29 protein-coding genes are annotated in these 26,944 nt (G+C 35.1%); 13 read left to right on the top strand and 16 right to left on the bottom strand.

All coding sequences use genetic code 11. The features are described from left to right. Nucleotides 1-23: 23 nt before the first annotated feature. The 4 genes from EXIGUO8A_RS08615 to EXIGUO8A_RS18760 all read right to left on the bottom strand — a co-directional run bounded on the left by EXIGUO8A_RS08615 (nucleotide 24) and on the right by EXIGUO8A_RS18760 (nucleotide 4,783). Nucleotides 24-1,280 (bottom strand): serine hydrolase domain-containing protein, encoded by a 1,257-nt coding sequence (locus EXIGUO8A_RS08615; RefSeq protein ID WP_159302803.1) that lies wholly within the window; start codon nucleotides 1,278-1,280, stop codon nucleotides 24-26. 79 nt (nucleotides 1,281-1,359) lie between these two features. Continuing rightward, on the bottom strand, nucleotides 1,360-2,040 hold the full coding sequence (locus EXIGUO8A_RS08620) for a DUF4386 domain-containing protein (protein ID WP_116771845.1): 681 nt from the start codon (nucleotides 2,038-2,040) through the stop codon (nucleotides 1,360-1,362). Nucleotides 2,041-2,057: 17 nt separating this feature from the next. Then, entirely contained in the window at nucleotides 2,058-2,780 is a 723-nt protein-coding gene (locus tag EXIGUO8A_RS08625) for a porin family protein (protein ID WP_159302804.1), read from the bottom strand. Between the two features lie 218 nt (nucleotides 2,781-2,998). After that, nucleotides 2,999-4,783, bottom strand: a complete 1,785-nt coding sequence (locus EXIGUO8A_RS18760) for a helix-turn-helix domain-containing protein (protein WP_159302805.1) — start codon at nucleotides 4,781-4,783, stop codon at nucleotides 2,999-3,001. A 247-nt stretch (nucleotides 4,784-5,030) separates the two neighbouring features. Here EXIGUO8A_RS18760 and EXIGUO8A_RS08635 point away from each other — a divergent pair, with 247 nt between their 5' ends. Genes EXIGUO8A_RS08635 through EXIGUO8A_RS08650 form a run of 4 tightly spaced genes read left to right on the top strand, consistent with a single transcriptional unit; the run spans nucleotide 5,031 to nucleotide 7,723 of the window. Further along, nucleotides 5,031-6,074, top strand: a complete 1,044-nt coding sequence (locus EXIGUO8A_RS08635) for an alpha/beta hydrolase (RefSeq protein ID WP_159302806.1) — start codon at nucleotides 5,031-5,033, stop codon at nucleotides 6,072-6,074. Between the two features lie 14 nt (nucleotides 6,075-6,088). Then, nucleotides 6,089-6,613, top strand: coding sequence for an RNA polymerase sigma factor (locus EXIGUO8A_RS08640; RefSeq protein ID WP_159302807.1), 525 nt, complete (start codon nucleotides 6,089-6,091; stop codon nucleotides 6,611-6,613). Continuing rightward, entirely contained in the window at nucleotides 6,603-7,262 is a 660-nt protein-coding gene (locus EXIGUO8A_RS08645) for a hypothetical protein (RefSeq protein WP_116771840.1), read from the top strand. Before EXIGUO8A_RS08640 ends, EXIGUO8A_RS08645 begins: the two co-directional genes overlap by 11 nt. 2 nt (nucleotides 7,263-7,264) lie before the next feature. Beyond that, on the top strand, nucleotides 7,265-7,723 hold the full coding sequence (locus EXIGUO8A_RS08650; RefSeq protein WP_159302808.1) for a hypothetical protein: 459 nt from the start codon (nucleotides 7,265-7,267) through the stop codon (nucleotides 7,721-7,723). On the opposite strand, the gene EXIGUO8A_RS08655 is transcribed toward EXIGUO8A_RS08650, so the two are convergent. Both EXIGUO8A_RS08655 and EXIGUO8A_RS08660 read right to left on the bottom strand, forming a co-directional pair. Beyond that, entirely contained in the window at nucleotides 7,710-8,807 is a 1,098-nt protein-coding gene (locus EXIGUO8A_RS08655) for an adenylate/guanylate cyclase domain-containing protein (RefSeq protein WP_159302809.1), read from the bottom strand. The genes EXIGUO8A_RS08650 and EXIGUO8A_RS08655 overlap by 14 nt on opposite strands. 581 nt (nucleotides 8,808-9,388) lie before the next feature. Continuing rightward, complete coding sequence (locus tag EXIGUO8A_RS08660; protein ID WP_236564457.1) at nucleotides 9,389-10,138, bottom strand: hypothetical protein; 750 nt, start codon at nucleotides 10,136-10,138, stop codon at nucleotides 9,389-9,391. Between the two features lie 478 nt (nucleotides 10,139-10,616). Here EXIGUO8A_RS08660 and EXIGUO8A_RS08665 point away from each other — a divergent pair, with 478 nt between their 5' ends. The 6 genes from EXIGUO8A_RS08665 (at nucleotide 10,617) to rimK (ending at nucleotide 17,475) form a co-directional block, all read left to right on the top strand. Further along, entirely contained in the window at nucleotides 10,617-12,029 is a 1,413-nt protein-coding gene (locus EXIGUO8A_RS08665) for an arginine decarboxylase (RefSeq protein ID WP_159302810.1), read from the top strand. 93 nt (nucleotides 12,030-12,122) lie between these two features. Next, nucleotides 12,123-13,061 carry an agmatinase gene (gene speB / locus EXIGUO8A_RS08670; RefSeq protein WP_116771836.1) on the top strand — a complete coding sequence of 313 codons (939 nt, stop codon included), beginning with the start codon at nucleotides 12,123-12,125 and terminating at the stop codon, nucleotides 13,059-13,061. Beyond that, nucleotides 13,048-14,025 carry a deoxyhypusine synthase family protein gene (locus tag EXIGUO8A_RS08675; protein WP_159302811.1) on the top strand — a complete coding sequence of 326 codons (978 nt, stop codon included), beginning with the start codon at nucleotides 13,048-13,050 and terminating at the stop codon, nucleotides 14,023-14,025. Before speB ends, EXIGUO8A_RS08675 begins: the two co-directional genes overlap by 14 nt. A gap of 2 nt (nucleotides 14,026-14,027) precedes the next feature. Next, nucleotides 14,028-14,351, top strand: coding sequence for a hypothetical protein (locus EXIGUO8A_RS08680; protein ID WP_159302812.1), 324 nt, complete (start codon nucleotides 14,028-14,030; stop codon nucleotides 14,349-14,351). 189 nt (nucleotides 14,352-14,540) lie between these two features. Beyond that, nucleotides 14,541-16,067 (top strand): bifunctional GNAT family N-acetyltransferase/carbon-nitrogen hydrolase family protein, encoded by a 1,527-nt coding sequence (locus tag EXIGUO8A_RS08685; protein ID WP_116771833.1) that lies wholly within the window; start codon nucleotides 14,541-14,543, stop codon nucleotides 16,065-16,067. Nucleotides 16,068-16,104: 37 nt separating this feature from the next. Further along, nucleotides 16,105-17,475: a 30S ribosomal protein S6--L-glutamate ligase gene (gene rimK, locus EXIGUO8A_RS08690; RefSeq protein ID WP_116771832.1), complete on the top strand. Its 1,371-nt coding sequence runs from the start codon at nucleotides 16,105-16,107 to the stop codon at nucleotides 17,473-17,475. Between the two features lie 18 nt (nucleotides 17,476-17,493). Here rimK and EXIGUO8A_RS08695 read toward each other — a convergent pair whose 3' ends face one another. Then, nucleotides 17,494-18,441, bottom strand: coding sequence for an NAD-dependent epimerase/dehydratase family protein (locus EXIGUO8A_RS08695; protein ID WP_159302813.1), 948 nt, complete (start codon nucleotides 18,439-18,441; stop codon nucleotides 17,494-17,496). A gap of 63 nt (nucleotides 18,442-18,504) precedes the next feature. Here EXIGUO8A_RS08695 and EXIGUO8A_RS08700 point away from each other — a divergent pair, with 63 nt between their 5' ends. Together EXIGUO8A_RS08700 and EXIGUO8A_RS08705 are read left to right on the top strand one after the other, a co-directional pair. Continuing rightward, nucleotides 18,505-19,005, top strand: a complete 501-nt coding sequence (locus EXIGUO8A_RS08700; RefSeq protein ID WP_116771830.1) for a hypothetical protein — start codon at nucleotides 18,505-18,507, stop codon at nucleotides 19,003-19,005. Continuing rightward, nucleotides 18,992-19,486, top strand: a complete 495-nt coding sequence (locus EXIGUO8A_RS08705) for a nuclear transport factor 2 family protein (protein ID WP_159302814.1) — start codon at nucleotides 18,992-18,994, stop codon at nucleotides 19,484-19,486. Before EXIGUO8A_RS08700 ends, EXIGUO8A_RS08705 begins: the two co-directional genes overlap by 14 nt. A 48-nt stretch (nucleotides 19,487-19,534) precedes the next feature. On the opposite strand, the gene EXIGUO8A_RS08710 is transcribed toward EXIGUO8A_RS08705, so the two are convergent. The 4 genes from EXIGUO8A_RS08710 to EXIGUO8A_RS08725 all read right to left on the bottom strand — a co-directional run bounded on the left by EXIGUO8A_RS08710 (nucleotide 19,535) and on the right by EXIGUO8A_RS08725 (nucleotide 23,953). Further along, complete coding sequence (locus EXIGUO8A_RS08710) at nucleotides 19,535-20,239, bottom strand: tetratricopeptide repeat protein (protein WP_116771828.1); 705 nt, start codon at nucleotides 20,237-20,239, stop codon at nucleotides 19,535-19,537. A 132-nt stretch (nucleotides 20,240-20,371) separates the two neighbouring features. Continuing rightward, nucleotides 20,372-20,746 carry a hypothetical protein gene (locus EXIGUO8A_RS08715; RefSeq protein ID WP_159302815.1) on the bottom strand — a complete coding sequence of 125 codons (375 nt, stop codon included), beginning with the start codon at nucleotides 20,744-20,746 and terminating at the stop codon, nucleotides 20,372-20,374. 125 nt (nucleotides 20,747-20,871) lie between these two features. Further along, nucleotides 20,872-21,678, bottom strand: coding sequence for an SDR family oxidoreductase (locus EXIGUO8A_RS08720; protein ID WP_236564458.1), 807 nt, complete (start codon nucleotides 21,676-21,678; stop codon nucleotides 20,872-20,874). Next, on the bottom strand, nucleotides 21,668-23,953 hold the full coding sequence (locus EXIGUO8A_RS08725; protein ID WP_159302816.1) for a M28 family peptidase: 2,286 nt from the start codon (nucleotides 23,951-23,953) through the stop codon (nucleotides 21,668-21,670). Before EXIGUO8A_RS08725 ends, EXIGUO8A_RS08720 begins: the two co-directional genes overlap by 11 nt. A gap of 120 nt (nucleotides 23,954-24,073) precedes the next feature. Here EXIGUO8A_RS08725 and EXIGUO8A_RS08730 point away from each other — a divergent pair, with 120 nt between their 5' ends. Beyond that, nucleotides 24,074-24,538 carry a CBS domain-containing protein gene (locus tag EXIGUO8A_RS08730; RefSeq protein WP_116771824.1) on the top strand — a complete coding sequence of 155 codons (465 nt, stop codon included), beginning with the start codon at nucleotides 24,074-24,076 and terminating at the stop codon, nucleotides 24,536-24,538. 241 nt (nucleotides 24,539-24,779) lie between these two features. On the opposite strand, the gene EXIGUO8A_RS08735 is transcribed toward EXIGUO8A_RS08730, so the two are convergent. From EXIGUO8A_RS08735 to EXIGUO8A_RS08755, 5 genes are read right to left on the bottom strand one after another with little or no spacing between them, the layout of a single operon-like run. Next, nucleotides 24,780-25,130 carry a hypothetical protein gene (locus EXIGUO8A_RS08735; protein WP_159302817.1) on the bottom strand — a complete coding sequence of 117 codons (351 nt, stop codon included), beginning with the start codon at nucleotides 25,128-25,130 and terminating at the stop codon, nucleotides 24,780-24,782. After that, the gene (locus tag EXIGUO8A_RS08740) at nucleotides 25,127-25,618 is read right to left on the bottom strand and encodes a DUF6265 family protein (RefSeq protein WP_159302818.1); all 492 of its coding nucleotides are present in this window, start codon (nucleotides 25,616-25,618) and stop codon (nucleotides 25,127-25,129) included. The genes EXIGUO8A_RS08735 and EXIGUO8A_RS08740 overlap by 4 nt, the downstream gene beginning before the upstream one ends. Nucleotides 25,619-25,669: 51 nt before the next feature. Next, nucleotides 25,670-26,059 carry an SMU1112c/YaeR family gloxylase I-like metalloprotein gene (gene gloA2 / locus EXIGUO8A_RS08745; protein WP_159304422.1) on the bottom strand — a complete coding sequence of 130 codons (390 nt, stop codon included), beginning with the start codon at nucleotides 26,057-26,059 and terminating at the stop codon, nucleotides 25,670-25,672. Between the two features lie 3 nt (nucleotides 26,060-26,062). Beyond that, the gene (locus tag EXIGUO8A_RS08750) at nucleotides 26,063-26,650 is read right to left on the bottom strand and encodes a nuclear transport factor 2-like protein (protein WP_159302819.1); all 588 of its coding nucleotides are present in this window, start codon (nucleotides 26,648-26,650) and stop codon (nucleotides 26,063-26,065) included. A 6-nt stretch (nucleotides 26,651-26,656) separates the two neighbouring features. Next, a complete protein-coding gene (locus tag EXIGUO8A_RS08755; protein ID WP_159304423.1) occupies nucleotides 26,657-26,875 on the bottom strand; it encodes a DUF6500 family protein in 219 nt (72 codons plus the stop codon). Between the last annotated feature and the right edge of the window lie 69 nt (nucleotides 26,876-26,944).

Genomic DNA, 26,944 nt, shown 5'->3' on the forward strand with positions numbered 1-26,944 from the left:
GATGGGGGAACTCATTAAACTTTTTAATTACTCTCTAAGTAGACTTGAATGCCTTCTTCTATTTTTTCTTTGACCTGAAGATATTTAGCCTCATTTGCGCCAAATACGGCATCCATATTAGATAACATGGTATACCCCCATGAGCCATCATCAGCTAATTCTATGTATGTAGATACACCTGGGTCGTTGCCGCCATGTGCCCAATGATTGTTGTGCGAATACCAGAACAAACCATGGTTGTCGGCAAAATTGCTAGGAACTATACCGTCCGCTAATTGGTAATTAAAAAGCATATCGTACGAAGATGACCCAAATAACGTGGTGGCACCTCCGCTCAAACCTTTGCTCATTTCCAACAAATAGATACCCATATCTTTATTATTGGTGAACAGACCGCCTTCTGGGTAAGAATCAAAGGCATATTTGGGTAATGGAATGCCTTTTTCTATATAACATGTGGCAGTTGCGTTCGTATTTACTTCATCTAGATTAAATGTAGACGCATTCATTTGAAGGGGAGCAAGTATTGTTTGCTTGACATAATCATCAAATGACTGTTCTGTAACGGTTTCAATAATATACCCCATTAATGCGGTGCCGGTGTTAGAATAATTCCAGACCTCTCCGGGTTTTACATTGGCAAAATTAGCGGTACTGTATAAATCTCCATCTTCAAGAAAATAATTTGCTAAAAAATCTTCTAATGATTCACCAGCTCTTTGTTCCAATCCCGTAGCATCTTTTAAAATGTTTGCTCCTGTGGTTGAAGTATTCTCTCCCGGAAGAATATAATAGTTGTGAGCTAAATAGCTTTCTACATTATCAATTAATCCAGAGGTATGTGTTACCAAATGCCTTATTGTAATCACAGCATTAGGTTGTTTTGGATTGGTAATAGGTACAGGCAATAGTTCATTGATATTGGTGTCTAACGTAAAATGCCCGTCTGAAATAGCTTTTGCGGTTGCGGCACCAACAAATGTTTTGCTTAATGATGCTATGAAATTTACAGTTTGGTTTGTGTATGCTACCTCATTTTCAATATTCGCATAACCTACCGCATTTTGATATACGATTGCGCCATCTTTTACAATACTTACAGCAAAGCCAGGTATTTCTGAGTCTTCGGCCAGGGTTTTAAAATAAGTAGTTAATTCTGCACTAGTCATTGCTGCATCTGGTTCTGGCAATGTAGAAATGTCGTCGTCGCTCGAACAAGATGTCAAAAGCGTGATAAAGGCTAAAAGTAATATTCCGATGATTCTTGATAATGTTGTCATAATTGTTTGTTTTTTGATTGATGTTTTAATTATTATTTGATGCAAATATTTGGTATTATGGCGTACCAGTCGTTCTGATTTATGATTCGGTACTTTTTAATTTTACCCCGATTACAAGAAGGTATATGCACAGACTGATTTCTCCTAAATCTGCGGGAGCGGTAATATATTCAGAAAGGTTTTTGCTTGCCCCAGGTGATAAGAAGTAGAGCGCAAAATCTAATAGGTAACCTATACAACCTATCATAAGTAGGTATCCAATAATTTTTGGGAAGCCTTTGTGTTTAAGTATTAAATAGCCTAAAGGAAGTAGGCAGAAGCCAAAGAAAAGTTGCGCAATGTGGTAACCTTGGCTATGCATTTGTACATAGAAGACAATTAAGTTTTTCGTATTTATTGTGGACTCAAAAGTTGCACTTAACAAAAGCAAGGGTGCATAATGGTTCAGCATATTAATACACATTATGGCTACGGCAATACATACACTTAAGAGCATGGTTTTAGCTATCCATTCATTGATGTTCTTTAGGATACGGTAAAGAAACATGGCAAGTAAAAAGTAGGCGAATTGCATACCTAAATCACTTAGAAAACCTAAACGAAATAAAAACTCGTGCTCAAGAATATTCGATATTGTTTTTTCGTTGTTTTCTATATCTATAAGGCTAGCACGAACATACTTTTCTGCAAATACACCAAATATGATGACCAACAGATACAGTGCGCCTGCAATTCTAGCGGTGTTTTTGTTTGATTTCATGATGAATAAACCCTTAATTAATTGTTCTGTAGTGCAAACGGATTGCTGTCAACGGCTTTCCAAAGAGCTATATCTCTTGTTTTGGCTTTTGATAATGGATTTTGTTTCCATTTTTTAGCCAGTAGTATATTCATATTAAAATACCGGTTGTACATGTCAGTCCCATTGCCCATATCGACCATACCGTAGTGATAGCGGAAATCTAAAAGTAATCGTGATTTTTTCAGTTGAATTTCATAACCTAAGCCAAATTGAAGTCCGGCATCCCAACGGCTATAACTCTCTGCACTGGTTCCAAAATTCATTTTGGTTTTACTCGCTTCTAAAGTTTCAGTGCCTTCTTTTTTTACTCTTCCTCCTAAATTATAACTTACTACAGGTCCGGCATTCAAGTATATATCACATAGATGCAAACGAGCTAAAAGCGGTACGTCTAAGGTGTTGAAACGTATTCGTGTTTCTTGGTTCGTTAACGGGTTGTTCTGGCTTAATTTGGCACCCTTCATTACAAAGTACATTTCAGGTACTACAGAAAAATAATCAGTAATACCCAGTTGTAAAGATGCGCCAGCTTGTAAACCCCAATACCCTTTTTTAAAGTCTTTTATAGCATCATTGTTGTCCCCAAAACTCATACTGGTAGGGGTGTAATTTAATACAATGTCTAAGTACGTTTCTTGGGCAAATACATTAAATGTCAATAGGCTTATAACTATTAATAAAACTCCTTGTTTTTTCATGATTTGATTATTTTTTGATTGATGTTCTATTATTCGAACCACTTTTTAAATCATCACACTTTTTTTAAAAAAGTAGAAGCAGCTCAATTTCAAGCGCAAATTACTTGTCTTGGCCTTTTTAAAAGTTCGTATACACAGGTGTTGGTTCTAAAAAATAATTCAGAACCTTTTAAAAAGAGGAAATGGTTTAATGAATAAAAAAGAAGAAAATGCCGGGCTTATGAATTTGCCTTAACCCATTGTTTGGGCGTTTTTCCTGTTTCTTTTTTGAAGAAGGTGTTGAAAACGGTTTTGGAATTAAAGCCGCTATCATAAGCTAAACCTAAGAGTGTAATGTGTTTATTTTCAGGTAAAATTGCCAGTTGCTGAAATTCTTTAATTCTATAATGGTTTATAAAGTCGTTGAAATTTTTACCAAAGTGATTGTTTAACAACCAAGATAGTTTGTTGGGGTGTAGGTTGATTTCATACGCCAATTGCTTTAGTGATAATTCAGGATTGCAAAATCGCTTACTATTTGTCATTGTATTTTCTAATGCTGTAGCAAAATCATTTAATTCTTCGGCTTCAAAGGGAGTTGAGGAATTGTTGCTTTTTCCTTTTTCAATATTGCTAGGTAAAACCTTGCTGCTAAATAATTCGCTTACCAGGTTTTTGTAATTAGGTAATTGGTGTAGCGGAGCTAAAAATGGGTCATTGGAGAAATTTATAAACTGACCAGTTTTTATTTCTGTATGGTGTTTTAATAAGTTTAATGCATTATTTCTATCCTCATGTATTAAAATATAAAAATCCCAAGGCAAATGTGTACTGTTTTCAATTTTGTCATCAATTGCTACCTCAATATTTTGGTTTTCAAAATGATTGCTCCGGTTTACCAAATCAAATAATTTTTTGCAAAGATTGGGTCTTTCTAAATGTTTGTTTATCTCAATATATTTGATAAAAGAGCTATAATTATTTTGTTGTATGTAGCAAGCAGTTTTTAGTTCCATTGCCAGAACAAAAGTTGGGTCTATTTTAAGGGATACATCTAATGAAACAATTGCATTATCAAAATCTCCCTGTAAATAATAAATGTTTCCTTTGGTATAGTGGTGGTTTGGTGATAACGGATTTATTTCCAAAGCCGAATCAATGGTCGTTTTAGCTAAAGTAAACTTGCCTAAGGACGTTAAAATTTCGGATTTTGCTTCTAATGCTTCGGTGTATTTCGGGTTTATGTTTAAACATTTTTCTATATAGGATAAGCTTTCATTATACAACCAATTTCCCCAAAAACTGATGGTTGCTTTTCCAAAATAACCAACATGAGAAGTTGGGTTTAAACCAACCCCTTTATCTAAATAAAATGCGGCTTTTGCAATACCTTCTTTGTGGTCTATATATTGCCAGCTTGCCAAAATACCATAACACCAACCAATACCCACGTAGGCATCTGCAAATAAAGGGTCAATAACCACACTTTCTTCAAAATAAGTAATGGCAGTGTTAATGTCTTCTAAACGCCAATTTAATTGAAATGAACGTCCTTTTAGAAATAGTTTATAAGCTTCAATGTTATTGGTTGCCGATGCTACCAGATGTTCTTGCAGCTCAAAATGACCGAAATTTTCACGTATTTTATCGGCAATCAATAGGCTAATTTCATCTTGTAGTTCAAATATGTCAGTAAGTTCACGGTCAAAATTTTCAGACCATATATGAAACCCGTTATCGGTACGTATTAATTGAGCGGTAATCCGTACTCTTTCTTTAATAATACGAACGCTACCTTCTAACAAGGTTTCAACGCCAAGTTCATTTCCTATATGGCGTGCATCTAACGATTTGTTTTTATAAAAAAATGATGAGGTTCTAGCGGTAACTTTTAGCCCGTCAATTTTGGTAAGAGCATTGATGATTTCTTCAGAAATACCGTCTGAAAAGTAATCATTTTCAGTACTCCCAATATTTTTAAATGGTAGTACGGCTATCGATTTCGTGTTAAAAACAGCGTGCACGGGTCAATTAATATTTGTTTTTCGGGGATGACTTGGTTATTCGGTATTTTAAAAATACCAAATTTTCATAGAAAACTTCAAGGTTATGAGATATAGAACTTAGAAATGATAATCAGAACATTTACTTGTAGGATGTAGGCTACATTTATATTGGTAATAAAAGATTTATAAAGATAATTGTTGAAAAGTGTGATTTTATTCAGTCGAGTGCGAATCATATAATAAACAATCAAAAAATCAAACAGTCATGAAAAAATTAGTCAATCATCTAATGTTGTTCGCCTTTCTGTTTTCGATGTCATTTATTATGGCTCAAGAGAATTGGGAGCAACTTGAAAAAGCGCAAAGTGAAGTCACTAAACTGATTCAATTGCCCGACCCTACTTTTAAACCGCAACAACATCAGAAACTTATGGATGCTAAAGCCATGGCTGATTTAGGTTTGGAGCAGCTATATAAAAATGAGTCTAGAAAATTTACTGCTAAAGATGGAAAACAATTGTTCGCTTATCAATACAATAGCGATAGTAATACCACCATTCTTCTTTTACACGGAATTTTATCTAGTGCCTATATGATGAATAGAACAGCAGGTTTATTACAAGAAGCTACGCAAAGCGAAATTGTAGCGCTAGATTTTAGGGGTCATGGGCAATCTGAAGGAACTCCGGGCGATGTATCATACATAAACCAATATGTAGATGACGTCATAGATGTGGTTACGAGTATAAAAAAGGAAAAACCTAATCAAAAAATTATACTCGCCGGGCACTCCATGGGTGGTGGTATTATTCTAAGATATGCTATGGCTAAAGACGCTGTAGCAGTAGACGGGTATTTACTTTTTGCACCGCAATTGGGCGCAAATTCTCCAACAATAAATGTTGCTCCAGTAGAAGGGGATCAAGAACCATTTTTAAAACTGCATTTAAATAGAATTATTGGTATAAAAATGATGAACGCTATTGGTGAAACTAAGTATAATGATTTGCCTGTGCTTTTCTTTAACCTGCCAGAATCTATGCCTGTAACCAAGTATAGTTATCGTGCCAATGAAAGTATGTATCCTGCAGATTATAAGGAAGGATTACAACATATAACCAAACCTTTGCTTGTAGTAGTTGGCGCCAATGATGAGGCATTTGTAGCTGAGAAATACCATAATGCAGTTACAGAAAATAGTAGTGGGAAGGTTTTTGTGATTCCTGATGAAACGCACAACGGAATTCGCCATAACAATAAAGCAATGAAGATTATTGCTAACTGGTTCAATAACCATAACTTACAGTAACCACCAACCAACTCATGGAACCTGCCAAAAAGGAGAAATTTATACGAGTAATAGATGAACATAAACGGATCATCTATAAGATTGTGAACTCTTATTGCCCACAACGTGAAGACCGGAAGGATTTAGAACAAGAGATAATCATTCAATTATGGAATGCTTTTGATAACTATAACCCTAATTACAAGTTTACTACTTGGATGTACCGAATTGCCCTGAACACGGCTATTTCATTTTATAGAAAAGAAAAGAAATGGTATCAAAGAAATGATTTTTTTAACGATGAATCTGTGTTTCGCCTAGAAGATGGTAGTAATGTAGAAGCGATGGAATTATCTGCAAATGTAAAAATGCTTCAGGGTTTTATTCAAAAACTAAAAGAACTCGATAAGGCAATTATGCTATTGTATTTAGAAGAAAACAGCTATGAAGAAATCGGTGATATATTAGGCATTTCTACCTCCAATGTAGGTACCAAAATTGGTAGAATAAAAGTAAAAATTAAGAAAGAATTTGATAAAATAAAACGTCATGGAAGATAAAGAAATAAGAGAACTTTTTGCAGAATATAATGACAAGTTAGATACTGTTCTAAGTTTGAATAAGGCTTCGATAGAAAAGATAAAGCTTGAAAATACTAAAAAGCAAACACGTAATATCCTTGTAAAAAGAAGTATAGAAGTAATGTTTTTTTTAATGGTGTTGATAGTACTTGGTAAATTTACGGCCGATCATTGGGGTATGTTACATTTGGCTGTTAGCGGTATTATTTTGCATATTTTTGGACTCATAGCACTAATTGGTAGCATAGGACAACTGACTTTAGTAACCCAAATTGATTATGCTAAACCTATTGTAGAAATTAGGGAGAAAATAGAAAAGATAAACGCGCATAGTTTGTTATTTATAAAACTTGCTTTTCTATCAGCGCCGGTGTGGTGGGCTTATCCTATTGTAGCATTGGCTTATTTTTTCGATTTTGATATTTTCCCTCATTTAGATGTCGCTTTTGTAAATAAGTATGTAATTATTAATGCACTATTATTGGTACCATTAGTGTGGTTACTTAAAAAGTTAAGTTATAAGAACATGCACATTAAATGGGTGAAAAGAACTATAAATATTCTAGCAAGTACCAATACCAGAAAAGCAGTTAATTTTTTAAATGATATTGAAGAATTTAAAAAGTAGTTATGGAGAAAAAAACGTATTCTGTAAATAAAAGAAGATTAATAGCCATTAGTTTTGGAGTACTCGCCTTAATTCTTAGTATTGTCTTCTTTTTAAAAGTTGATACCCCGCAACATTTAGGAGATTATTTTACCCAGGCATATTATGGTCAGTTTGGCGCTATTGCTATTTGTGTAGAATTAATTGCGGCAGCGTATTACCTCTATGTAGGTCACAAAAAAACAAATTTTGCAATGGCGTTGTTTGCTTTTACTGTGGTATTAAATGGTATTCTTAATTTGTTTGGTGTTGGTACCGTAATAATTCCATTAGCAATTATGATGTTGCTTTTGGTTAGTGGCGGTATCGCTTTTTTTATCGCTTTTTCCAATGCGTTCAATCTCGGTAAGATTTCTATTGGAAATGTAATTTTAAGTTTTGTATTCGGTAATATTATAGCCTTTTACTTCAGCTACTTCTAAAAACTGTAAAGAGCTCCATTTTCTCTTCTTTACCTTTTAATTCGGAAACACCCATGGACTTTACCTTAAAACTATGATCTGGTTTTAGCTCTTTAATGAGTTTTTTAGATATTAGTATATCAACATTATGCGAGTTACATAGCCCTTGAATTCTTGCAGTAGTATTTAAAACATCGCCAGTGAATATAATTTCTTTCTTTAGAGTTCCGATTTCACCGGTGGTTACTTCACCTACGTGAAATCCAGATTTAAAAGTGGGCTCTAGTCCAAATTTGTTTTTGTACCAATTGGCTTTGTTGTGCAGGTCTTGCTTCATGGCTAGAAAACAGTTTATCCAGTTGTTGTTCTTTATTCCTTCTTCATACTTCCAAGAGATTATAATCTCATCGCCTACGTATTGGTACACCGAACCAGAATGATTGGTAATGGCATTGGTAAAATCACTATAGTAGGCTTTTAGCAGTTTAAAATATTCTATATGCCCCAATTGTTCTGCAATGGTGGTAGAAGATTTCATATCACAAAATAAAAATATGCGCTTTTCTTGAATGGGCTTATGATATTTTCCAGTAAAGAAGTTCATAAGCACTGCATCACCTACATGAAAACTAATTTCCGAATAAAAGAGGCTCGCAAAAAGACTCACGGCTATAGATACTAAGGTACTTATAAAGTCTAGACTAATTAAAAAATTAGATAGTTTGTAAATGACCATTTCGCTTAATGGAGGCAACCCGAGCTCAATTGATGCTGCAATAGGATATACGAAAATGATAGCCAGCACTAAGAAAAATGTATAGAAGCTAAGTTTATAGAATATCTTTTTATAAAAGCTTTTAGTATTGAATAATTTTCCTAACCACATTATTTCTACTGCCCCAACAATAAAACCGATTAGCGTAACCGAAATCATGGCAAATGCGAAGACCTTTGGGGTTAGTGTGATAACTACATTAGGGTTTAAGTTTTTATGGCTGGTGGCTGCCTCTTGAATAAAGAGCACAAATAAACCAATAATACACCAAATGACACCGAATGGTAGAATTCGTTGTAGTCTTCTTTTTGTTTTTGGTGAAAAACCCATTCAGTTTTTAAGTTTTATCTATTCAATACAAGAATCACTATTCTCTAATGTAATAAAGAATGATTTAAGATCATTGTTTCATATATGAAATATAGTAATTGCTAAAATAATTGGAATTTACTTGAATTAAGGAATCAATAAATCAATTTGGTAACAGAATGTTTACCTATAAATTACTTTACAGCCACTTTGGAGTATTAGTTTTGCTGTGCCCTAAAAAAGGGATACGTTCTTAGTTTGAGTTAGTTTGAAAAAGCCGATTTTATCAATCGGCTTTTTTATGCCATAAAATCATGACTTTTATCTTATTAGCCATTAAACCATAGTGGGTTTAATTTTTGTTTTCTGTAAAAAAGAAAACCCATAAAAAGGCGATTACCAAACAAATAGCAAAAAATCCGAAAAGGTTAATGTAGTTGGACATAAGTAGGAATTTTCTACTAAACTATAAAAAGTATTGTACGGCTATGTTCATCTAATGTTATTTTCGATAAACGGTAGCCTTTTTATAGCCTTACGCTATATCCTTGATAATCAGCATCTAAATCGGAGTTGTCTTTAAAATGTAAGTTTGGTCTATCTTATTCGTCTGCCAATAATCTTTTGCTCCATATTTCATACATTGGTTCACCTTTACTGTTTTTACCCGTGTGGTGCCAATCTTCACCTTCAATGCTGTAGTTGAATTCCAAATCAGCACCAACCCTAGAATTATCTTTAGAGAAGAATTCTATAAACTCTTTATAGATTCCGTTTTCAGCGGAATAGGCGCCGCCGCCCGTGCCTGAAAAACGAAAAGATTCAGTGTCGTAAGCTATCCATTGAAAAGTATTGTCCATTAAGAGCTTTAGTGTCTTTCTTGAATTTTCTTCACCGCGTCTTTCTTGCCCGGTATCTGGTCCTCTAGTGGCAAAAAGCCAAGCGCCGTCTAAATCTTGTGCCGTATCTTTTATATGTTCTAACGTTAACTGTTGTTTCCAGTTCATTTTTAGCTGATCACCTGCAACCTCAATAGGAATTGATAGTTCTCTTACAACATCATTCTTGTAGTCGGAATTAAATTCTAAAAGCGCTACCAATAGTTTGCCTGTTGAGGTATCGTCAATTTGAAAAAAGCCGCCCACTGTTTTTATAAATTTTGCAGGTTCAATTTCATATTCATTATAGATAAAATAATCCTGATTAATTTTTACTTGATGCACTCTTTTTACACCGTTATTTTCAACAGTATCAACATAAATTCCGCGCTTAATTTGACCGTAGGAAGCTAAACTTGCGGCAAAAAATAGAATTACTGCGAAATATGGTGTTTTTAAATTATAAATTTTCATTTTCTTAGTTTTAAATTTGTTGTTTTAATACATTAAAAATAAGATAGTTATATTTTTATTTTAGTATTTTCAGGTCTAATTTTTAAAATTTTTGTCACTGGTCGTAAAAAAAACGAAAAAGCTTGTTTTTTCATTTTTTTTGATTTCATTTGTCCTGTCCTAATATACAACTTTGTATGTTGGAGATTTCAGGCTTTTAGCTGAACATTATGTATCGTTATTCTATGTTCGGGTTTGAGGGAAATTGGAAGTATTTCCCACAAATGGCTTATAAGATAGGTTGCCGATTAGTAAAGCAAACTTCCGCCCTTTATTCTAGTATCATGCAAAGTCAGCATGATTACTTCTTTATTCCTACTACACAACGTCAAATATTGGTGTGATACCCTGTTTCTACATGGTTACGTTTTCTTAACTTTAAGTCACTAGGCTAGTTACTATATTTATAAAATATCATATTTCATTTTAATTCTATTTCATGAATACCAAATATATTGATCTAATTGATCAAACTTATTATTTTCCCCAAGAAGAATTTAATTTAGACGGAGAGCACTTGCAGTTTCACGGCATACCTTTGAACGAGTTGGTGCAGCAATATGGTAGTCCGTTAAAATTTACATATTTACCAAAAATTTCAGAGAATATTTTAAGGGCCAAAAACTGGTTCGCCAATGCTATAGAGAAGAATAATTATAAGGGTAAATACCATTATTGTTATTGTACTAAAAGCTCACATTTTCAGCATGTAATGCACGAGGCTTTAAAGAACAATATTCATATGGAAACCTCTTCGGCCTTCGATATCAATATCATTGAAAAATTAAAAGCAGATGGTAAGTTAACAAATGAAACCTATGTTATCTGTAACGGTTTCAAGCGTGAAAAATATATAGATAATATTGCTCGTTTAATCAATGACGGACACCAAAATTGTGTGCCTATAATAGATAATTATGAGGAGATAGATTTATTGTCAGATGCGATAAACGATACTTTTAAAGTGGGTATTCGTATTGCATCTGAAGAAGAGCCAAAATTCGAGTTCTATACCTCTCGTTTGGGTATCGGTTACAAGAATATTGTTCCTTTTTTCGAAAATCAAATTAAAGACAATGATAAGGTAGAACTTAAAATGCTACACTTCTTCATTAATACGGGTATACGTGACAATGCATATTATTGGAACGAGCTTGTAAAATGCTTGAAAGTATATGTTCGCTTAAAGAAGATTTGCCCATCATTAGACAGTTTAAATATTGGAGGCGGTTTTCCTATAAAGAACACGTTGGCGTTTGAGTACGATTACCAATATATGATCAATGAAATTTTAAATCAGATTAATATTACGTGCTCAGAAGCAGATGTACCCGTTCCTCATATTTTTACCGAATTCGGTAGCTTCACGGTAGGTGAGAGTGGCGGTGCCATTTACGAAATTCTATATCAGAAACAACAGAACGATCGCGAGAAATGGAATATGATTGATTCTTCTTTTATAACGACCTTACCAGATACTTGGGCGATCAACAAAAGGTTTATCATGCTGCCAATTAATCGTTGGAACGATGAATATGAGCGCGTTCTGTTGGGCGGTTTAACATGTGATAGTGATGATTACTACAATAGTGAACAGAACATGAACGCTATTTATTTACCAAAGTATAAAAGGGAAAAACCGCTGTACATCGGCTTTTTTAATACAGGTGCTTATCAAGAGACCATTGGTGGGTATGGAGGTTTGCAACACTGTTTGATTCCGCAGCCAAAACACGTATTGATTGATAAAGATGAAAACGGTAACTTCACTTACAAACTCTTTAGAGCCCAGCAAAAAGCAGAAGATTTGTTAGATATTTTAGGTTATCAAGTAGATGCTGAGCATGAATAAAAAGAACTGGATAACAAAGACCGATACAAACAGAATTACGTATATAAAATTGAAAATATTACTAAAAAACCACTTAACAATAGCTAATATATCATGAGTACATCTAAGAATTATGCCGGTATTTCCGATGAATTCGCGCAACTAGAAAAATCAAAAATTATCTTGATACCTGTTCCCTATGACGGAACCAGTACATGGGGTAAAGGAGCGGACAAAGGTCCTGATGCTTTTTTGGAAGCTTCAGAAAACATGGAATTGTATGATATTGAAACCGACTCTGAAGTTTACAAACAAGGTATTCATCTAACCGAGCCAATAACTGAGAATAGTTCTCCTGAGGCTATGGTGAATGAAGTACACAACATTACCAAAGACTTTATTAAACGTAACAAGTTTGTAACTCTTTTTGGTGGCGAACATTCTATATCTATTGGTTCTATACGTGCCTTTAATGAGTGTTTCGATAATTTAACGGTGTTGCAGATAGATGCACATGCAGATCTTAGGGAATCTTACGAAGGTACCAAGTATAACCATGCCTGTGCAGTTTATGAAGCTAGCCAGACCACTAATTTAATTCAAGTAGGTATTCGTTCTATGGATGCCATAGAAAAAACGGTAATGGATGAGGAAAAAACCTTTTTTGCACATGATATGATCGCTGATGAATATTGGTCAGATAAGGTGATCGAAGCCATGACGGACAATGTATTTATTACATTCGACCTAGATGCTTTTGATCCTTCTATAATGCCATCTACCGGCACTCCAGAACCAGGCGGATTACTTTGGTACGAGACCATTGAGTTTTTAAAACAGGTTTTTGAAGATAAGAACGTGGTAGGTTTCGACATTGTTGAGCTTTGCCCCAACGAAAATGATAGATCGTCAGACTTCTTGGCGGCAAAATTATATTACAAGATGCTCAGCTATAAATTTGCGGGGCAAGATTTTGATCAAGAGTATGACAATACTTTTGATGTAGATTATAAAGCAAATACAAATTCAAGATTCGAAGATGACGAAGACTAAAGGTGCGATCACCAATTTTATAGAAAAATACTATTTACATTTTAATGCCGCTGCCTTGGTCGATGCCGCAAAGGGGTATGAAGAGCAGTTGGAATATGGAGCCAAAATGTTGGTTTCGTTGGCTGGTGCTATGTCCACCGCAGAATTGGGTAAAATCTTTGCAGAGGTTATACGTCAAGATAAGGTGCAGATTATTTCCTGTACGGGTGCTAACCTTGAGGAAGATATCATGAATTTGGTAGCGCATTCTCATTACAAGCGTGTGCCTAATTACAGAGACTTGACTCCGCAAGATGAGTGGGACCTGTTGGAAAAAGGACTGAATCGTGTTACGGATACCTGTATTCCAGAAGAAGAGGCTTTTAGGAGATTACAAGAGCATATTTTTAAAATTTGGAAAGATGCCGATGATAAAGGAGAGCGTTATTTGCCACATGAATTTATGTACAAAATGTTGCTTTCGGGAGTCTTGGAAGAATATTATGAAATAGACCTTAAAGATTCGTGGATGTATGCAGCTGCAGAAAAGAACCTGCCTATCATTTGCCCAGGTTGGGAAGATAGTACCATGGGTAACATTTTTGCATCGTATGTAATGAAGGGCGAGTTGAAAGCGAGTACCATGAAATCTGGTATTGAATACATGACATTCTTGGCAGATTGGTATACCGATAATTCTGAAAACGGAATCGGATTCTTCCAAATCGGTGGTGGTATCGCGGGCGATTTCCCTATTTGTGTTGTGCCGATGCTATATCAAGATATGGAACGAACAGATACACCTTTTTGGAGCTATTTCTGTCAAATTAGCGACAGTACAACCAGTTATGGTTCGTACTCAGGTGCAGTGCCTAACGAGAAAATTACCTGGGGGAAGTTAGATATCAATACACCCAAATATATTATTGAAAGCGATGCGACGATTGTTGCACCATTAATTTTTGCTTACCTATTAGATATGTAATTATGGACAAGAACGCACACTTAAAAAGAGTAATCGTGGACTTTAAAAAGTTGACGCCAGAAGTTTTAAAATTGTTGGTAGACAAATATCCTGATGGATATGACGACCGTAATATTATCTCCTTTAGAAATGCTCAAGGAGAACGTATTGAAGCGGTTGAGGTTTTAACCGAAGACACTAAGTATTTGGTTAAAATTAGTGCCAAACTTGAGTACACTATGGAGAATTATGATGAAGATGATTATGAAGATTTTGATGATGATGATCCAACAGCGGTAGTAGAGCCAAACCCTGATGATATGGTTGATGGTGATGATGAAGATTAAATGTATTTTAATCTAAGTTTGATCACGCGTATATTCAAATGATATTTCCGGTCTGCTTTCTGTAGACCGGTGTATAATTTTTTCTCTTACTTGGAGAAAATATGATTTTCCGAATACCCCTTGGGCTAGCCTAAAAACTGCTTACCATTTAAAACTATAAACTAATATTGTTGTACTTACAACGGATAAATGAAAATCGACGAAATTGAAAATATTGAATTAAAGTTTTTAGATCTTGATGATTATCAAGAACTAAAAACTGCTATGATTTCTGCCTATACCAATATGCCCGGCTCTTATTGGAAAGAGAAACATATTAAATCTTTGATCGAAAAATTTCCTGAAGGTCAGGTCGTAATTAAGATCAATGGTCAACTTGCAGGTGTAGCCTTATCAATTGTGGTAGATTATGATGCTTTTGATGATACACATACTTACGAGCAAATTACCGGCAAGTATTCTTTTGACACCCATGATGATGAGGGCGATGTGCTTTATGGTATCGAAGTATTTATAAAGCCAAGTTTTAGGGGGCTGCGTTTAGGTCGTCGTTTGTACGATTATAGAAAAGAACTTTGTGAAAAGTTAAACTTAAAGAGTATTGTTTTTGGAGGTCGTATGCCTAATTACCATGCCTATGCATCAGAATTGTCTCCAAAAGAATATATAGATAAGGTTCGTAGAAAAGAAATTCAAGATCCGGTATTAAACTTTCAAATTAGTAATGACTTTCATCCTGCAAAAGTGATGAAAGGGTATTTAGATGGTGACAAGGCTTCTCAAGATTTCGCTATTTTGATGGAGTGGGATAATATTTATTATCAAAAGCCTTCTAAAAAAGCGGCTACAAAGAAAACAGTAATCAGATTAGGGTTGATCCAGTGGCAAATGAGACCTTATAAAGATTTGGACGAGCTATTGGAGCAGGCAGAATATTTTATAGATGCGGTTTCCGGCTATCGTTCAGATTTTGCGTTGTTTCCTGAGTTTTTTAATGCGCCTTTAATGGCGGTGAACAATCACATGTCTACGCCCGATGCCATTAGGGAATTGGCAAAACATACACAGGCAATAGCCCAAAAATTCTCGGAGTTTTCCATATCGTACAACATCAACATTATAACAGGTAGTATGCCCGAGGTAATCGATGGACGTTTGTACAACGTAGGTTATTTGTGTAGACGAGACGGAAGCATGGAGCGTTATGAAAAATTGCATGTAACTCCAGATGAAGCCAAAGTTTGGGGTATGCAAGGTGGTAACCAATTAAAGGCTTTTGATACCGATTGTGGTAAAATTGGCGTGTTAGTTTGCTACGATTCAGAATTTCCCGAATTAAGTCGTTTATTGGCAGATGAGGGTATGGATATTTTGTTTGTTCCCTTTTTGACCGATACGCAGAACGGCTACTCAAGAGTACGTCATTGTGCTCAGGCAAGGGCAATAGAAAATGAATGTTACGTAGCTATTGCGGGTAGTGTGGGTAATTTGCCCAATGTACAGAATATGGATATTCAGTTTGCACAATCTATGGTGTTTACACCGTGTGATTTTTCATTCCCTACTAACGGAGTTAAGGCAGAGGCAACACCGAATACAGAAATGATCTTAATTGCTGATGTCGATATTAGTTTGCTTCGTGAACTAAATCAGTTTGGTGCGGTACGTAATCTTCGCGATAGAAGAATAGATTTATTTGAGTTAAAAAAGAAATAAGAAAGCCCCTATATTTAGGGGTCAAAAACAAACAAAATTGGATAATTTAAAGATAATAGGTAGTGAAGAGTGGTGTGTTTTTAATGAATTGGGAATACCGGCAATAAAAGCTAGGGTAGATTCTGGTGCAAAGACGTCTTCTATACAGGCTACAAACATTAAAATAGTATCTAAAGGTGGTCAAGAATGGGTAAAATTTGAGGTAAGTCCGCTACAAGAAAACCGCAGTATAGCAATAGAATGTCAAGCAAGGTTAATTGCCCGCCGCATGGTTAAAAGTTCATCTGGTATTTCAGAAGAACGATTAGTTATAAAAACACCGATAACCTTAGGAGATGCTACTTTTGATATTGAGCTTACATTGGCCAATAGAGATACGATGGAGTTTCGTATGCTTTTGGGTAGAGAGGCCTTAAACGAACGTTTTATTGTAAACCCTGCCGTAAACTATCAATTACAATCATTTGAAGATAAAGAGATCAATACGTTTTATGCACCTTATTTTAAGGAAAAAACAGGGTTGAAAATTGCATTGCTTGCCAGTAATCCTAACCTATATAGCAATAAAAGAATTGTTGAGGCTGCGGAGGCTAGAGGTCATGAAATACATTTTTTAAATGTTGAGCAAGCCTATATGAAGCTCGATGCTCATTCTCCCGAAATTAGATATAGAGGTGGTATCATCTTAAAAGAGTATGATGCCGTAATACCAAGAATTAAACCATCGGTTACGTTTTATGGCTGCGCGTTAATTCGTCAGTTCAATAACTTGGGAGTGTACTGCCAAAATTCTGCGGAAGCCATTACACAGTCAAGGGATAAGTTGTTCGCCTCTCAATTATTCTCTAATCATGATATTCATATACCGATAACCGGATTTGCAAAATCACCTATGGATACCAAAGACTTGATCAAAATGGTGAACGGTGCACCATTAATTATTAAACTTCTGGAGAGTACGCAAGGTAAAGGTGTTGTTCTAGCAGAAACCAACAAGGCGGCAGAAAGTGTTATCAATGCCTTTAAAAGTGTTAATACAAACATTTTGGTACAGGAGTTTATCAAAGAAGCAAACGGGCAAGATATTCGTTGTTTCGTGGTAAACGGTAGGGTAGTGGCCAGTATGCAGCGCCAAGCCCAAAAAGGAGAGTTTAGGGCCAATATTCACCAAGGTGGTAAGGCTTCCATTATTAAAATTACTGCAGACGAGAAAAAGCTGGCGTTAAAGGCAGCCAAGGTATTGAACCTTGCCGTTGCAGGTGTAGATATTATTCGCTCCAATAAAGGACCGTTATTATTAGAAGTCAACTCTTCTCCGGGACTAGAAGGTATTGAAAACGCTACGGGTAAAGACATTGCCAATGCTATGATTATGGCAATTGAAAAGCGATTGAAGTTTACCAACTAATTTATTTTGAAGAACAGGCTACACCCTGTTCTTCAAATTTTCTAACATTGCTTTAGTTGTTTTTTCAAGGTCAAATTCCGCCTGCCAGTTCCAGTCTTTTTGGGCTTTGCTATCATCTATACTGCTTGGCCACGAATTAGCGATTTCTTGTCTAAAATCTGGTTCGTAGGTTATTTTAAATTCAGGAATAACAGCTTTAATACTTTCCGCCATTTCCTTTGGCGTAAAACTCATAGCAGCTAAATTGTAGGCAGAACGTTCTTTAATGTTCTCTTCAGGTGCTTCCATGATTTGTAAAGTGGCACGTATGGCATCGTCCATGAACATCATGGGTAATTTGGTATCCTCTTCTAAAAAGCAAGTGTATGATTTTTCTGCAAGGGCTTTATGATAAATTTCAACGGCATAGTCCGTGGTACCGCCACCGGGCATGGTTTTCCAACTAATAAGCCCTGGGTAACGTATACTTCTTACATCAACATTGAACTTGTTGAAATAATATTCACACCAACGTTCACCGCTCTGTTTACTTATTCCGTAAACCGTACTTGGTTCCATAATGGTATTTTGAGGAGTGTCGTCTTTGGGTGTATTCGGTCCAAAAACGGCAATACTAGATGGCCAGAAAATCTTATCTATTTTTTTATCCTTTGCCAAGTTCAATACATTGAATAGCGTGTTCATGTTCAAATTCCAAGCACGCATTGGGAATTTTTCTGCGGTAGCGCTCAACATGGCCGCCATTAAATACACCTCAGAAATTTCATAGTAGGCGATTACCTCTTCCAAGGCATCATAATTGGTAGCGTCTAAAATTTCAAAAGGTCCAGATTGCATTAATTCATCGTTACCCTCTCTTATATCACTGGCAATAACATGATCACCTCCGTGTTTTTCTCTTAGAGTTAAAGTTAATTCCGTTCCAATTTGACCACAGGCCCCAATAATCAATATATATTTTGGCATTAAATTTTACGTTAAATGAATTTGAGATAAAGATACCTTTTCTTAAAATTTGTACATTCGCTTATGTCCAAAATTATCTATTTTTTATCACTCGTGGTGCTACTTGCCTCTTGTAAGGAGGAAGCAAAAGAACTTGATATTGTCCATGAATCTCTTTGGGAAGGAACAAAAGACAGCCTACCCAATAAAATTGGTGTAAATACTAAGGCAAATGCCATTTTAAAAGATTGGTTGGAATATAATGCCTTGGATAAAAGTTTCGATAAGATGTATACTTCTGAGTACATTGAAGATTTTGAGCTTGTAATCGATGAAATTATAGAGAATCAAAAAAAACTAGAAGAAAGTGAATACCCTCCTAAATTTGATATTCAGCAGGTAAAAGGAAGACAAAAACTGTTCAAGACCTATGTTTTAAAAACCAAGGGCGATTTGGAATATAGACAGAATCCTACTGAATCTATGATTCAGATGATTACCGCTTATAATGCACTTAGAAATCAATTTAACGTTGTGGTCAACAATACGTTGCCAGAAGAATTACTCAAAAATGAAGAAAATTAGTCTATTATTAATACTGTTCTCTACCCTTGTCTTTTCTCAAAATGATGATAAGGTGCAGATTACCGAAGCGTTGAACAATTGGCATAAAGCTGCAGGTGAAGCGGATTTTGAAGCTTATTTCGGACTAATGACAGAGGATGCCATTTTCATTGGTACCGATGCTACTGAAAATTGGCAGAGAGATGAATTTATGAGTTTTTCCAAACCTTATTTTGACAAGGGAAAAGCTTGGAATTTTACTGCGATCGAACGCAATATTTATGTAAGTGATACTAGTAATATAGCTTGGTTCGATGAACTATTAGATACTCAAATGAAAATTTGTCGTGGTTCAGGTGTTGTAAAAAAGGTTGATGGTCAATGGAAAGTGGGGCATTATGTGCTTTCTATAGCAGTACCTAATGAATTGGTAGATCAACTTGTTGAACTAAAAAAAGAAAAAGACGACCTTCTCATGAAGGAGCTTAAAATGCAGAAATAAAAAAAGCGAATCAGTAAGATTCGCCTTTTTTATGAAATTTAAATGTTGTTATTTCTTTTCTTCCGGAGCTTCTTTTCTAGAAGTCAAAGCTTGTTTGCTTAAGCTTGCCAAATTAAAGTTCGGATCAATAGCTAAAGCTTCGTCTAAAGTAGCTATCGCTTGGTCTATATTGGTTTTGTCCATGTTATACTGTATAAGTGCTTTTACATGTATAAAAGCAGCTTTTAAAGGTACTTCATAAGGTTGTTGACGTTCGTAAAAAGCATATTTCATATCGTCCTTTGCATTGGCAATTCCATATTCCACATGCTTCATGGCACCGGCGTTATCACCTGTTTGCACTTTAAGATCAGCAAGTTCATATGCCAAGTAGGCATTAGGCTCTCTTGCATACAAAGCTTCAAATTGCTCTAAGGCTCTTTTTGGTTGATTCAATGCCTTTAACGAAACCGCTTTTACTTGTATTGCCAAATTGGAGTCAGAATCTAATTTTTCAATACCGATAATATTTAAAGCTTGTAGATGTTGGTTGTCATTCGCATAGATATAAGCTAGGGTATCATTTCTTTCCTTGGATGGAGAAAGCACGTTTAAGTGGGTAAGTGCATTAATAACACCATCAACATCACCCTGTAACCTCATTTGGTCATAAAATGCTTCGTAATGTTTAAGTAGTTCTGATTTGGTCTGTGAATATCCATAACTGCCAGATAGTAAAACGGCTGCTACTAATATTAAAACTGATTTTTTCATTTTTCCGATTCTTTTAAAGTGCGCTAAACTATTAAATTATTCTGTATGATCTTGTTAAGGAAAGGTTTAAATGTTCAAAACAAAAAAAGACGCCTATTTAGGCGTCTTTATAATTAAAAATTATACTAGTTCTTAAGCCAATTCAAGCTTGTTTTTCGAAGCTTTAAATGAGTTTATCAATTGGGTGTAAAAACCTATACTCTTATTATCTTTTTCTAAACAAGAAAGAAGGAAGTTACATAGATTGGTAAACAACAAATTGGTGTAAAAAGTGGGTAAATAGGTATTTACCGTTTTAGGGTCATAAAGACTATCATCTTCTATAACCTCCATTTGTATTCTGTGGCGGTGATAGTCAATAGTTACGTTCGTTGCATTATAATATTTTTTTAATAGTGCAATATGTAAATCCTTATACTTTTTAGAACTGTTCGGGTTCTTACAACTTAGGGAGATGAGCTTCTCTAATTCAACTAAAACCCTCTCCCGTATTAAATCTTTCTTCATAACATTATGGTTTTTAATTGTTAGACAAAGGTATGTATTACGTCGGTAAGTAGCTGAATGCCAATAGTATATTAACGCTGTTTTTGAGGTTTTGTTGTGAAAGGGTTATTAAGTGTGGTCAATGATCAATTTATAGGGGTAAGGAAATTATACTTATTAATAAGAAAAATACTACAAAATGAAATTGATTTTAGATTTTCGCCCGTTGCTATATAAGTTGGAGGTTTAAGCCCCCTTTTTTTTGCTTCTTGGGTATAGTATGTTTTTTTGGTTGGATGTGCTGGATATACGGCATTCAAGACATCGTTAAAATGATTATGTTCTATGATTTTCTTAATTATACCAATGCAATCATCTAAATGAATTAAATTGACCGGAGCATTTCCGCCACTTAGATTTTCCTTGCCCGACAGCATCGTAATGGGATGTCTGTTTGGACCTATTAATCCGCCAAATCTTATGATAACGCTATTTAGTTCGCGATCCCTTTTTAAAAGATTTTCACACTCCAATAATTGTTTGCCAGATTCGGTTGAGGGTTTCGGTTCGGTTTTTTCCGTGACCTCACCTTTTATATCACCATAGACGGCCGTACTACTTGCAAAGATGATATTTTTTACGTTCGACCTTTTAATGGCCTTGTGAAGCAATTTAATTTTTTCAATGTAGCTTTCTTTCGGGCCTTTACCTCTCAATTTGGGGGGTATGTTGATAATTAAAACATCTAACGAATAAAGAAAAGCATCGATATCTCCACTGATTTCCTTCTCGGATATGGAAATTTGAAATGGTTTGATGCCATTTTCCTTTAAAACGGATAATTTATCCAGTGATGTGGTAGTGCCGTTCACCTCTAACCCTTCAGCAACCAAACTTTCGGCAAGAGGCAAGCCAAGCCATCCGCAACCAATAACACCTATTCTATTGATCAAAATTTATTTTTTGTACGGTTACTATGGCATCGTTTAACACAAAGGGCATTGGTATTTGGTCTTCTCTACGTGCTGGTATGGAGAACAAATCATTTTCCAGTAAGTCATTAGAAGCTTCGTAGAAGGTAAGCTCCAGTTCGGTTTCTGGTGAAATTTCCAAGGTAATATCAGTATAATTTTTATCGCTGATATAGTTTGTTATTAACCTACCGCCATTTCTATTTTTCAAAAAATACTCATTCAGCTCAATGCCATTAACGGTTGCTTTTAAAATGTCAATTTCATTTGTAAATACTTCTAACCGGTTAATGTCTCTATTTGGTGTTATACATACGCTTATAGATCGTACATTGTTCTTTATGGTATCTTTTTGTACTTCAATGGTAGGCTTCGGAATATCCTTTAAGGGAGCTTTATAGGTATATGTGAAATCGGTACCATATTTACTACTAATAGTTTTGTTTACTGCTGGAGGCACGGCTAGTTTATCTATAATATATTGTGCGGTCCAGTCAGATAATTTACGTTCATAGGTTGCCCACATAGCAGTATTTTCATCAGTATTTAATACATATAATAAGCTCGTTGGCTTTGGACGGTCTTTTGTAAAACTAGAATCCATATGAGCGGATACCATAAAACCTGCAAACAGCAAGAAACTCAAAAAAGCCAGTGCACCTTTTTTACGGTATTTTGATACCAGTGGAAGTAACAAAAAGAAAATTAACGTGGTAAATATGGTAGTAGCTACCATCATTTTGAGTCCTAAGCCTACTGGAAACATTTGTACGAACGGAGCAAAAATGAACAATGCAGGTATGCCCAAGAACAATAATAAAAAAGGTTCAGGGTTTTTCTGGTTAATGTGCACATAAAAAGCAACCAAAAAACTATATAGAGGTACAATAAAAAAGGAAGCCCCTTTTAGGTACGTGGCGACCAGGCCACAAATAATAATCCAAATGATAAATGGGGCTACTAATAAATTTGCCGTTTTGACAACTCTAAATCTATAATAAGCATAGAAACAAGTGGCTAAAGAGAAAAGGGTAAATGCAAAAATATATGCATGACCATTATAAGTGAATCCATGAAGCATATCTTGATATGCCGGGTAGAGCCATTTTAAAAATTGCCAACTAAAATATCCAACGGCTCCATTAATGATTAGGGTGAACAATACAGGTATACATCCTTTTAATATATCCTTTCCGTTCAGTACTTTTTTCTTAAAACCTAATACCAACAGTACTATAAAAACGACAATGGCAATAATCAGCATGGGCGTTATCCAACTAAACGGATAAGACACCATTTTAAAAAACGGTACATTGAAATACACGCTGTCATCCATACTTTTTAGATTCGTAAGGTCGGCATTGCTAAAATGTGTCAATAATGGCATTAAATAACTGCCTTGGTGCGCCAGGGTATTTCTATCCAGTCTTTCATAGTTGTCAATTTGGGTATGGTAATCAAAATGATCATCAATAAATGCAAAGTTGAAACCGTCTATGTCGGCATCTTCCCTAAATACTGTAAGATCGGTGTCGTTAGGTAACATTTTATAAATACTATAGGCCAATGAATTTGCTACAGGATATGCCGGGTTTGCAGCTATAAATTCGGAAATTAATTTACTGTTCCCTCTGTTGGTTTCCATCAGCATATAACTAGGACCACCACTGCCACGTGCTTCAAAATTTAAAACAAGCCCAACATCTTTTAGCCATTCATGTTTATTTACAAAAAGTGAGGCACCGTTGAGGCCTAATTCCTCCGCATCTGAAATTACTATGATGATGTCGTTTTTTGGAGTGGTATTGTTTTTTAAGAATGCCCGAACACCTTCTAAAATAGTGGCAACTCCACTTGCGGCATCACTAGCACCTAAAGAAGAGTGTGGATTACTGTCGTAATGGCTAAGCAGTAACAGTGCCTTGCCCGGTTCTGTACCTTTAATTCTAGCAAGAACATTTTCGGCTTTGCTTAAATTACCCCAATCGCCAGCGGTATAACCTTCTTGTATTGTTGTTTCAAGTCCTAATAACTGAAGTTGGTCTGCAATATAATTACGTACTGTAGTATGTGCAGGAAAACCAACCCCATGAGGTTTTTTAGACATTTCCTTTACATGAACTAGGGCTCTATCTGTTGAAAATTGGGTTTCGTCAATGGTTTCGCCTGCCGTGTACTGTGGTAAAAGAACCCTAAAACTCCAATAAATGGCAAGAATAATAAGAAGTAAAGTTAATACGGTTGGCGTTTTTTTCATAATTACGATATTCTTCTAAAATGTATTAAAATTTTGAGTATAAAATGATATACAACGAATATTTTTAGCAAATCTCATTTTATTTACTATCTTTAGTAATCAACCTCTAAACATACTATCATGGGAATCAAAAGCTTTCAAGGCGTTAGAAAGGTATTTAAAAAAGAATTTGAAGCTCCAATTTTGGTAGCTGATTACATGACCACTAAGTTAATCACTTTTTCGCCAGATGATTCAATTTTAGACGTAATGGAGAAATTTGCCAAGCATCGTATTTCTGGTGGACCTGTTTTAGACAGTAATGGGTTTTTAGTAGGAATCATCTCTGAGGCAGATTGTATGAAACAAATTTCCGAAAGTAGATATTTTAATCAGCCAATTTTAGATAAGAGCGTTGAAAAATTTATGACTAAAACGGTGGAAACAATTCCTCACGATATTTCTATTTTTGATGCTGCGGGTATTTTTGCACAACACAATAGAAGAAGATTACCTGTTATGCGAAATGATATTTTAGTGGGACAAATTAGTAGAAAAGACATTGTTATCGCCGCCCTGAAACTAAGCGGACATAATTGGAAATAGATATTGCTAAGTACGGATTTACTAGGTATACGGTAAAAAGTAAAAAGTATTAGGTACAAAGTAAGAAGTACAAAGTACAAAGTAAGAAGTAACAAGTAAGAAGTACAAAGTACAAAGTACAAAGTACAAAGTAAGAAGTAACAAGTAAGAAGTAAGAAGTTAATTAATAAAAAAGTCTCCTTGAAAGGAGACTTTTTTTATGCCTTTATACAGCCAACAGCCAACAGCCAACAGCCAACAGCTATTCGCGTTTTACGATCATGTAATAGTCATTGTCGAGTGGTAAGTATCCTAAGTCATAAAGAAAATAATAGGTGGTACCTTTTTTTGTGGTATACAGGTTAGTGACGTAGTTAAAGTCAAACCCCTTATCGATCAAACGGGTGCCGGTAGTTTTTGTTTTGCCATCCTTTAAATGGAAACTATCAAGAACACGGTAGTTTTTACGTAACCTATTGTTGATATTACGTATTAACTGCTTGCTAGCAGGGTTTACTTTATTGTTGTAAATATTACGGCAATAATCATTACAGAATTTTTTATCTATTCTGCCAAAAACTTCAGAACCGCATTCTAAACATTCTCTTTTCATTGCCTTTGGTAGTTGAATGTTATTTCATTAGAAATGCCTTCTTCTTCGCTGACTTCCACATACATATTTATCTCGGTATCGGAAATACGCTCAATGGTGAAATCATCAAAGTAAAATTTATTTTCTTCGATTTTGACAAGTATAAAATCAACGGTTTCATCTTTTTGCTCCCAACCACCTAAATTACCATCAAAATGTTTTAGCTGTAGTAATAATGTGCCATCCACTTCAATTATATGACCAAATTCATAAAAACTTACAGCGCCTTTATCGATGAGGCGGAAAGAAAACATCATGGTGCCATCTGTGGGCGGACTCCAAATTTCTTCGGCTATACCTCCAAAGGCTTCTCCTTTCCAGTGGCCAGCTAGCCATTCTATATCAATGAGGTTTGCATCGGGACTCACCATACCTTCTTCGTAGGAGATGGTGTTTTGTGCTTGTAAAACACAAGTTGCAGAAAAAAGAAAAAGCAATAAATATTTCATGTACTGGTATTTGTAACAAGATACAAATTAAACGTTTACAAACGCTTCTGCTTATTTTTCATAAAACTCTATGGGTAAATCGTCTGGATCTGCAATAAACGTAAATCGCTTATTGGTAAACTCATCGACCCTTATTGGCTCTATAATGACATTATTCTTTTTACAATGTATTATAATTTTTTCCAAATCATCTACCTCAAAAGCCAAATGACGTAACCCACAAGACTCTGGTCTAGAAGGTCTTTTTGGCGGATTGGGAAAAGAAAACAACTCTATAATATAATATCCGTTTAAAGCTAAATCTAATTTATACGACTGCCGTTTTTCCCGATACACTTCGCGAATTATTTCCAAGCCTAAAATAGTGGTATAGAATTTTTTGGAAATTTCGTAATCTGAGCAAATGATAGCGGTATGGTGTACTTTGTTCATTACTTTAATGCCTTAAGGTTGATGTAATTTTTGAATTTCTAGTTTCCTCTTTTTCTCAAACAACTCAATCGCTTTCAAATAATTCATTGCTCCCGTCATTGTCATGTCATTTACAAAACCATCTAGTTCTGGGTGATTAACTTTTATCCAATCAACTAAAGAATCTTTCTCTTGATTCCATGCTGTCCAATTAACATCAATGTAATCTAACTCTTCAAGTTTTGTTATTTTGCCTGTTACAAAAGAGACTTTAATGTGCAGTTTTAACGGATTATTCTTTAGAAATCCATTACGGATATTCTTTTGTGTGATAGTTGCGATAATATCATTGTTGTCTTCAGTCAATTGAAGTATTTCATACGTCGGTTTAAAAATGGAGTCCCATTTATAGAATTCCTTAAAACTTGTCTTGTTGAAAGGCATTACAAAATCTCCGGAAACTAATGTAATGCTATCATGAATTACAGCTTTTATCTTGTTGAAGTCCCCAGAATCATAAGCATTATAATATGTAGTGACAGTCTCTTGACGGCTTAACTTCTTGGTACCGCATCCGGTAAATAAACTTAGTACTAATAGAATAATTAAGGTATTTCTCATTATTTTTTAGCTTAACGATTTTACCATCTCCTTAATTTTCACAGCTTTTTCAAAATGGTCCAATTTGTTTTCTAAAATCCACCATTGTGCTACTTCCATTAAAAGCTCAGGATTGTCATTCTTATTTTTAAAAAATGCATAGAAAGATAGCCCTACGTTTTCACCTTTTGCTGCAATTTTAGCATCGCAAACCTGAATGATTTTTGCTTTTATTTCTTTATTCATCATTTAGTATTGATGTAGAAAGGTACTTATTTAAATTTTAGCTTCAAATCAACCTAATTTTATACTGAT

It is taken from the genome of Maribacter litoralis, from assembly GCF_902506355.1.
GTDB lineage: Bacteria > Bacteroidota > Bacteroidia > Flavobacteriales > Flavobacteriaceae > Maribacter > Maribacter litoralis.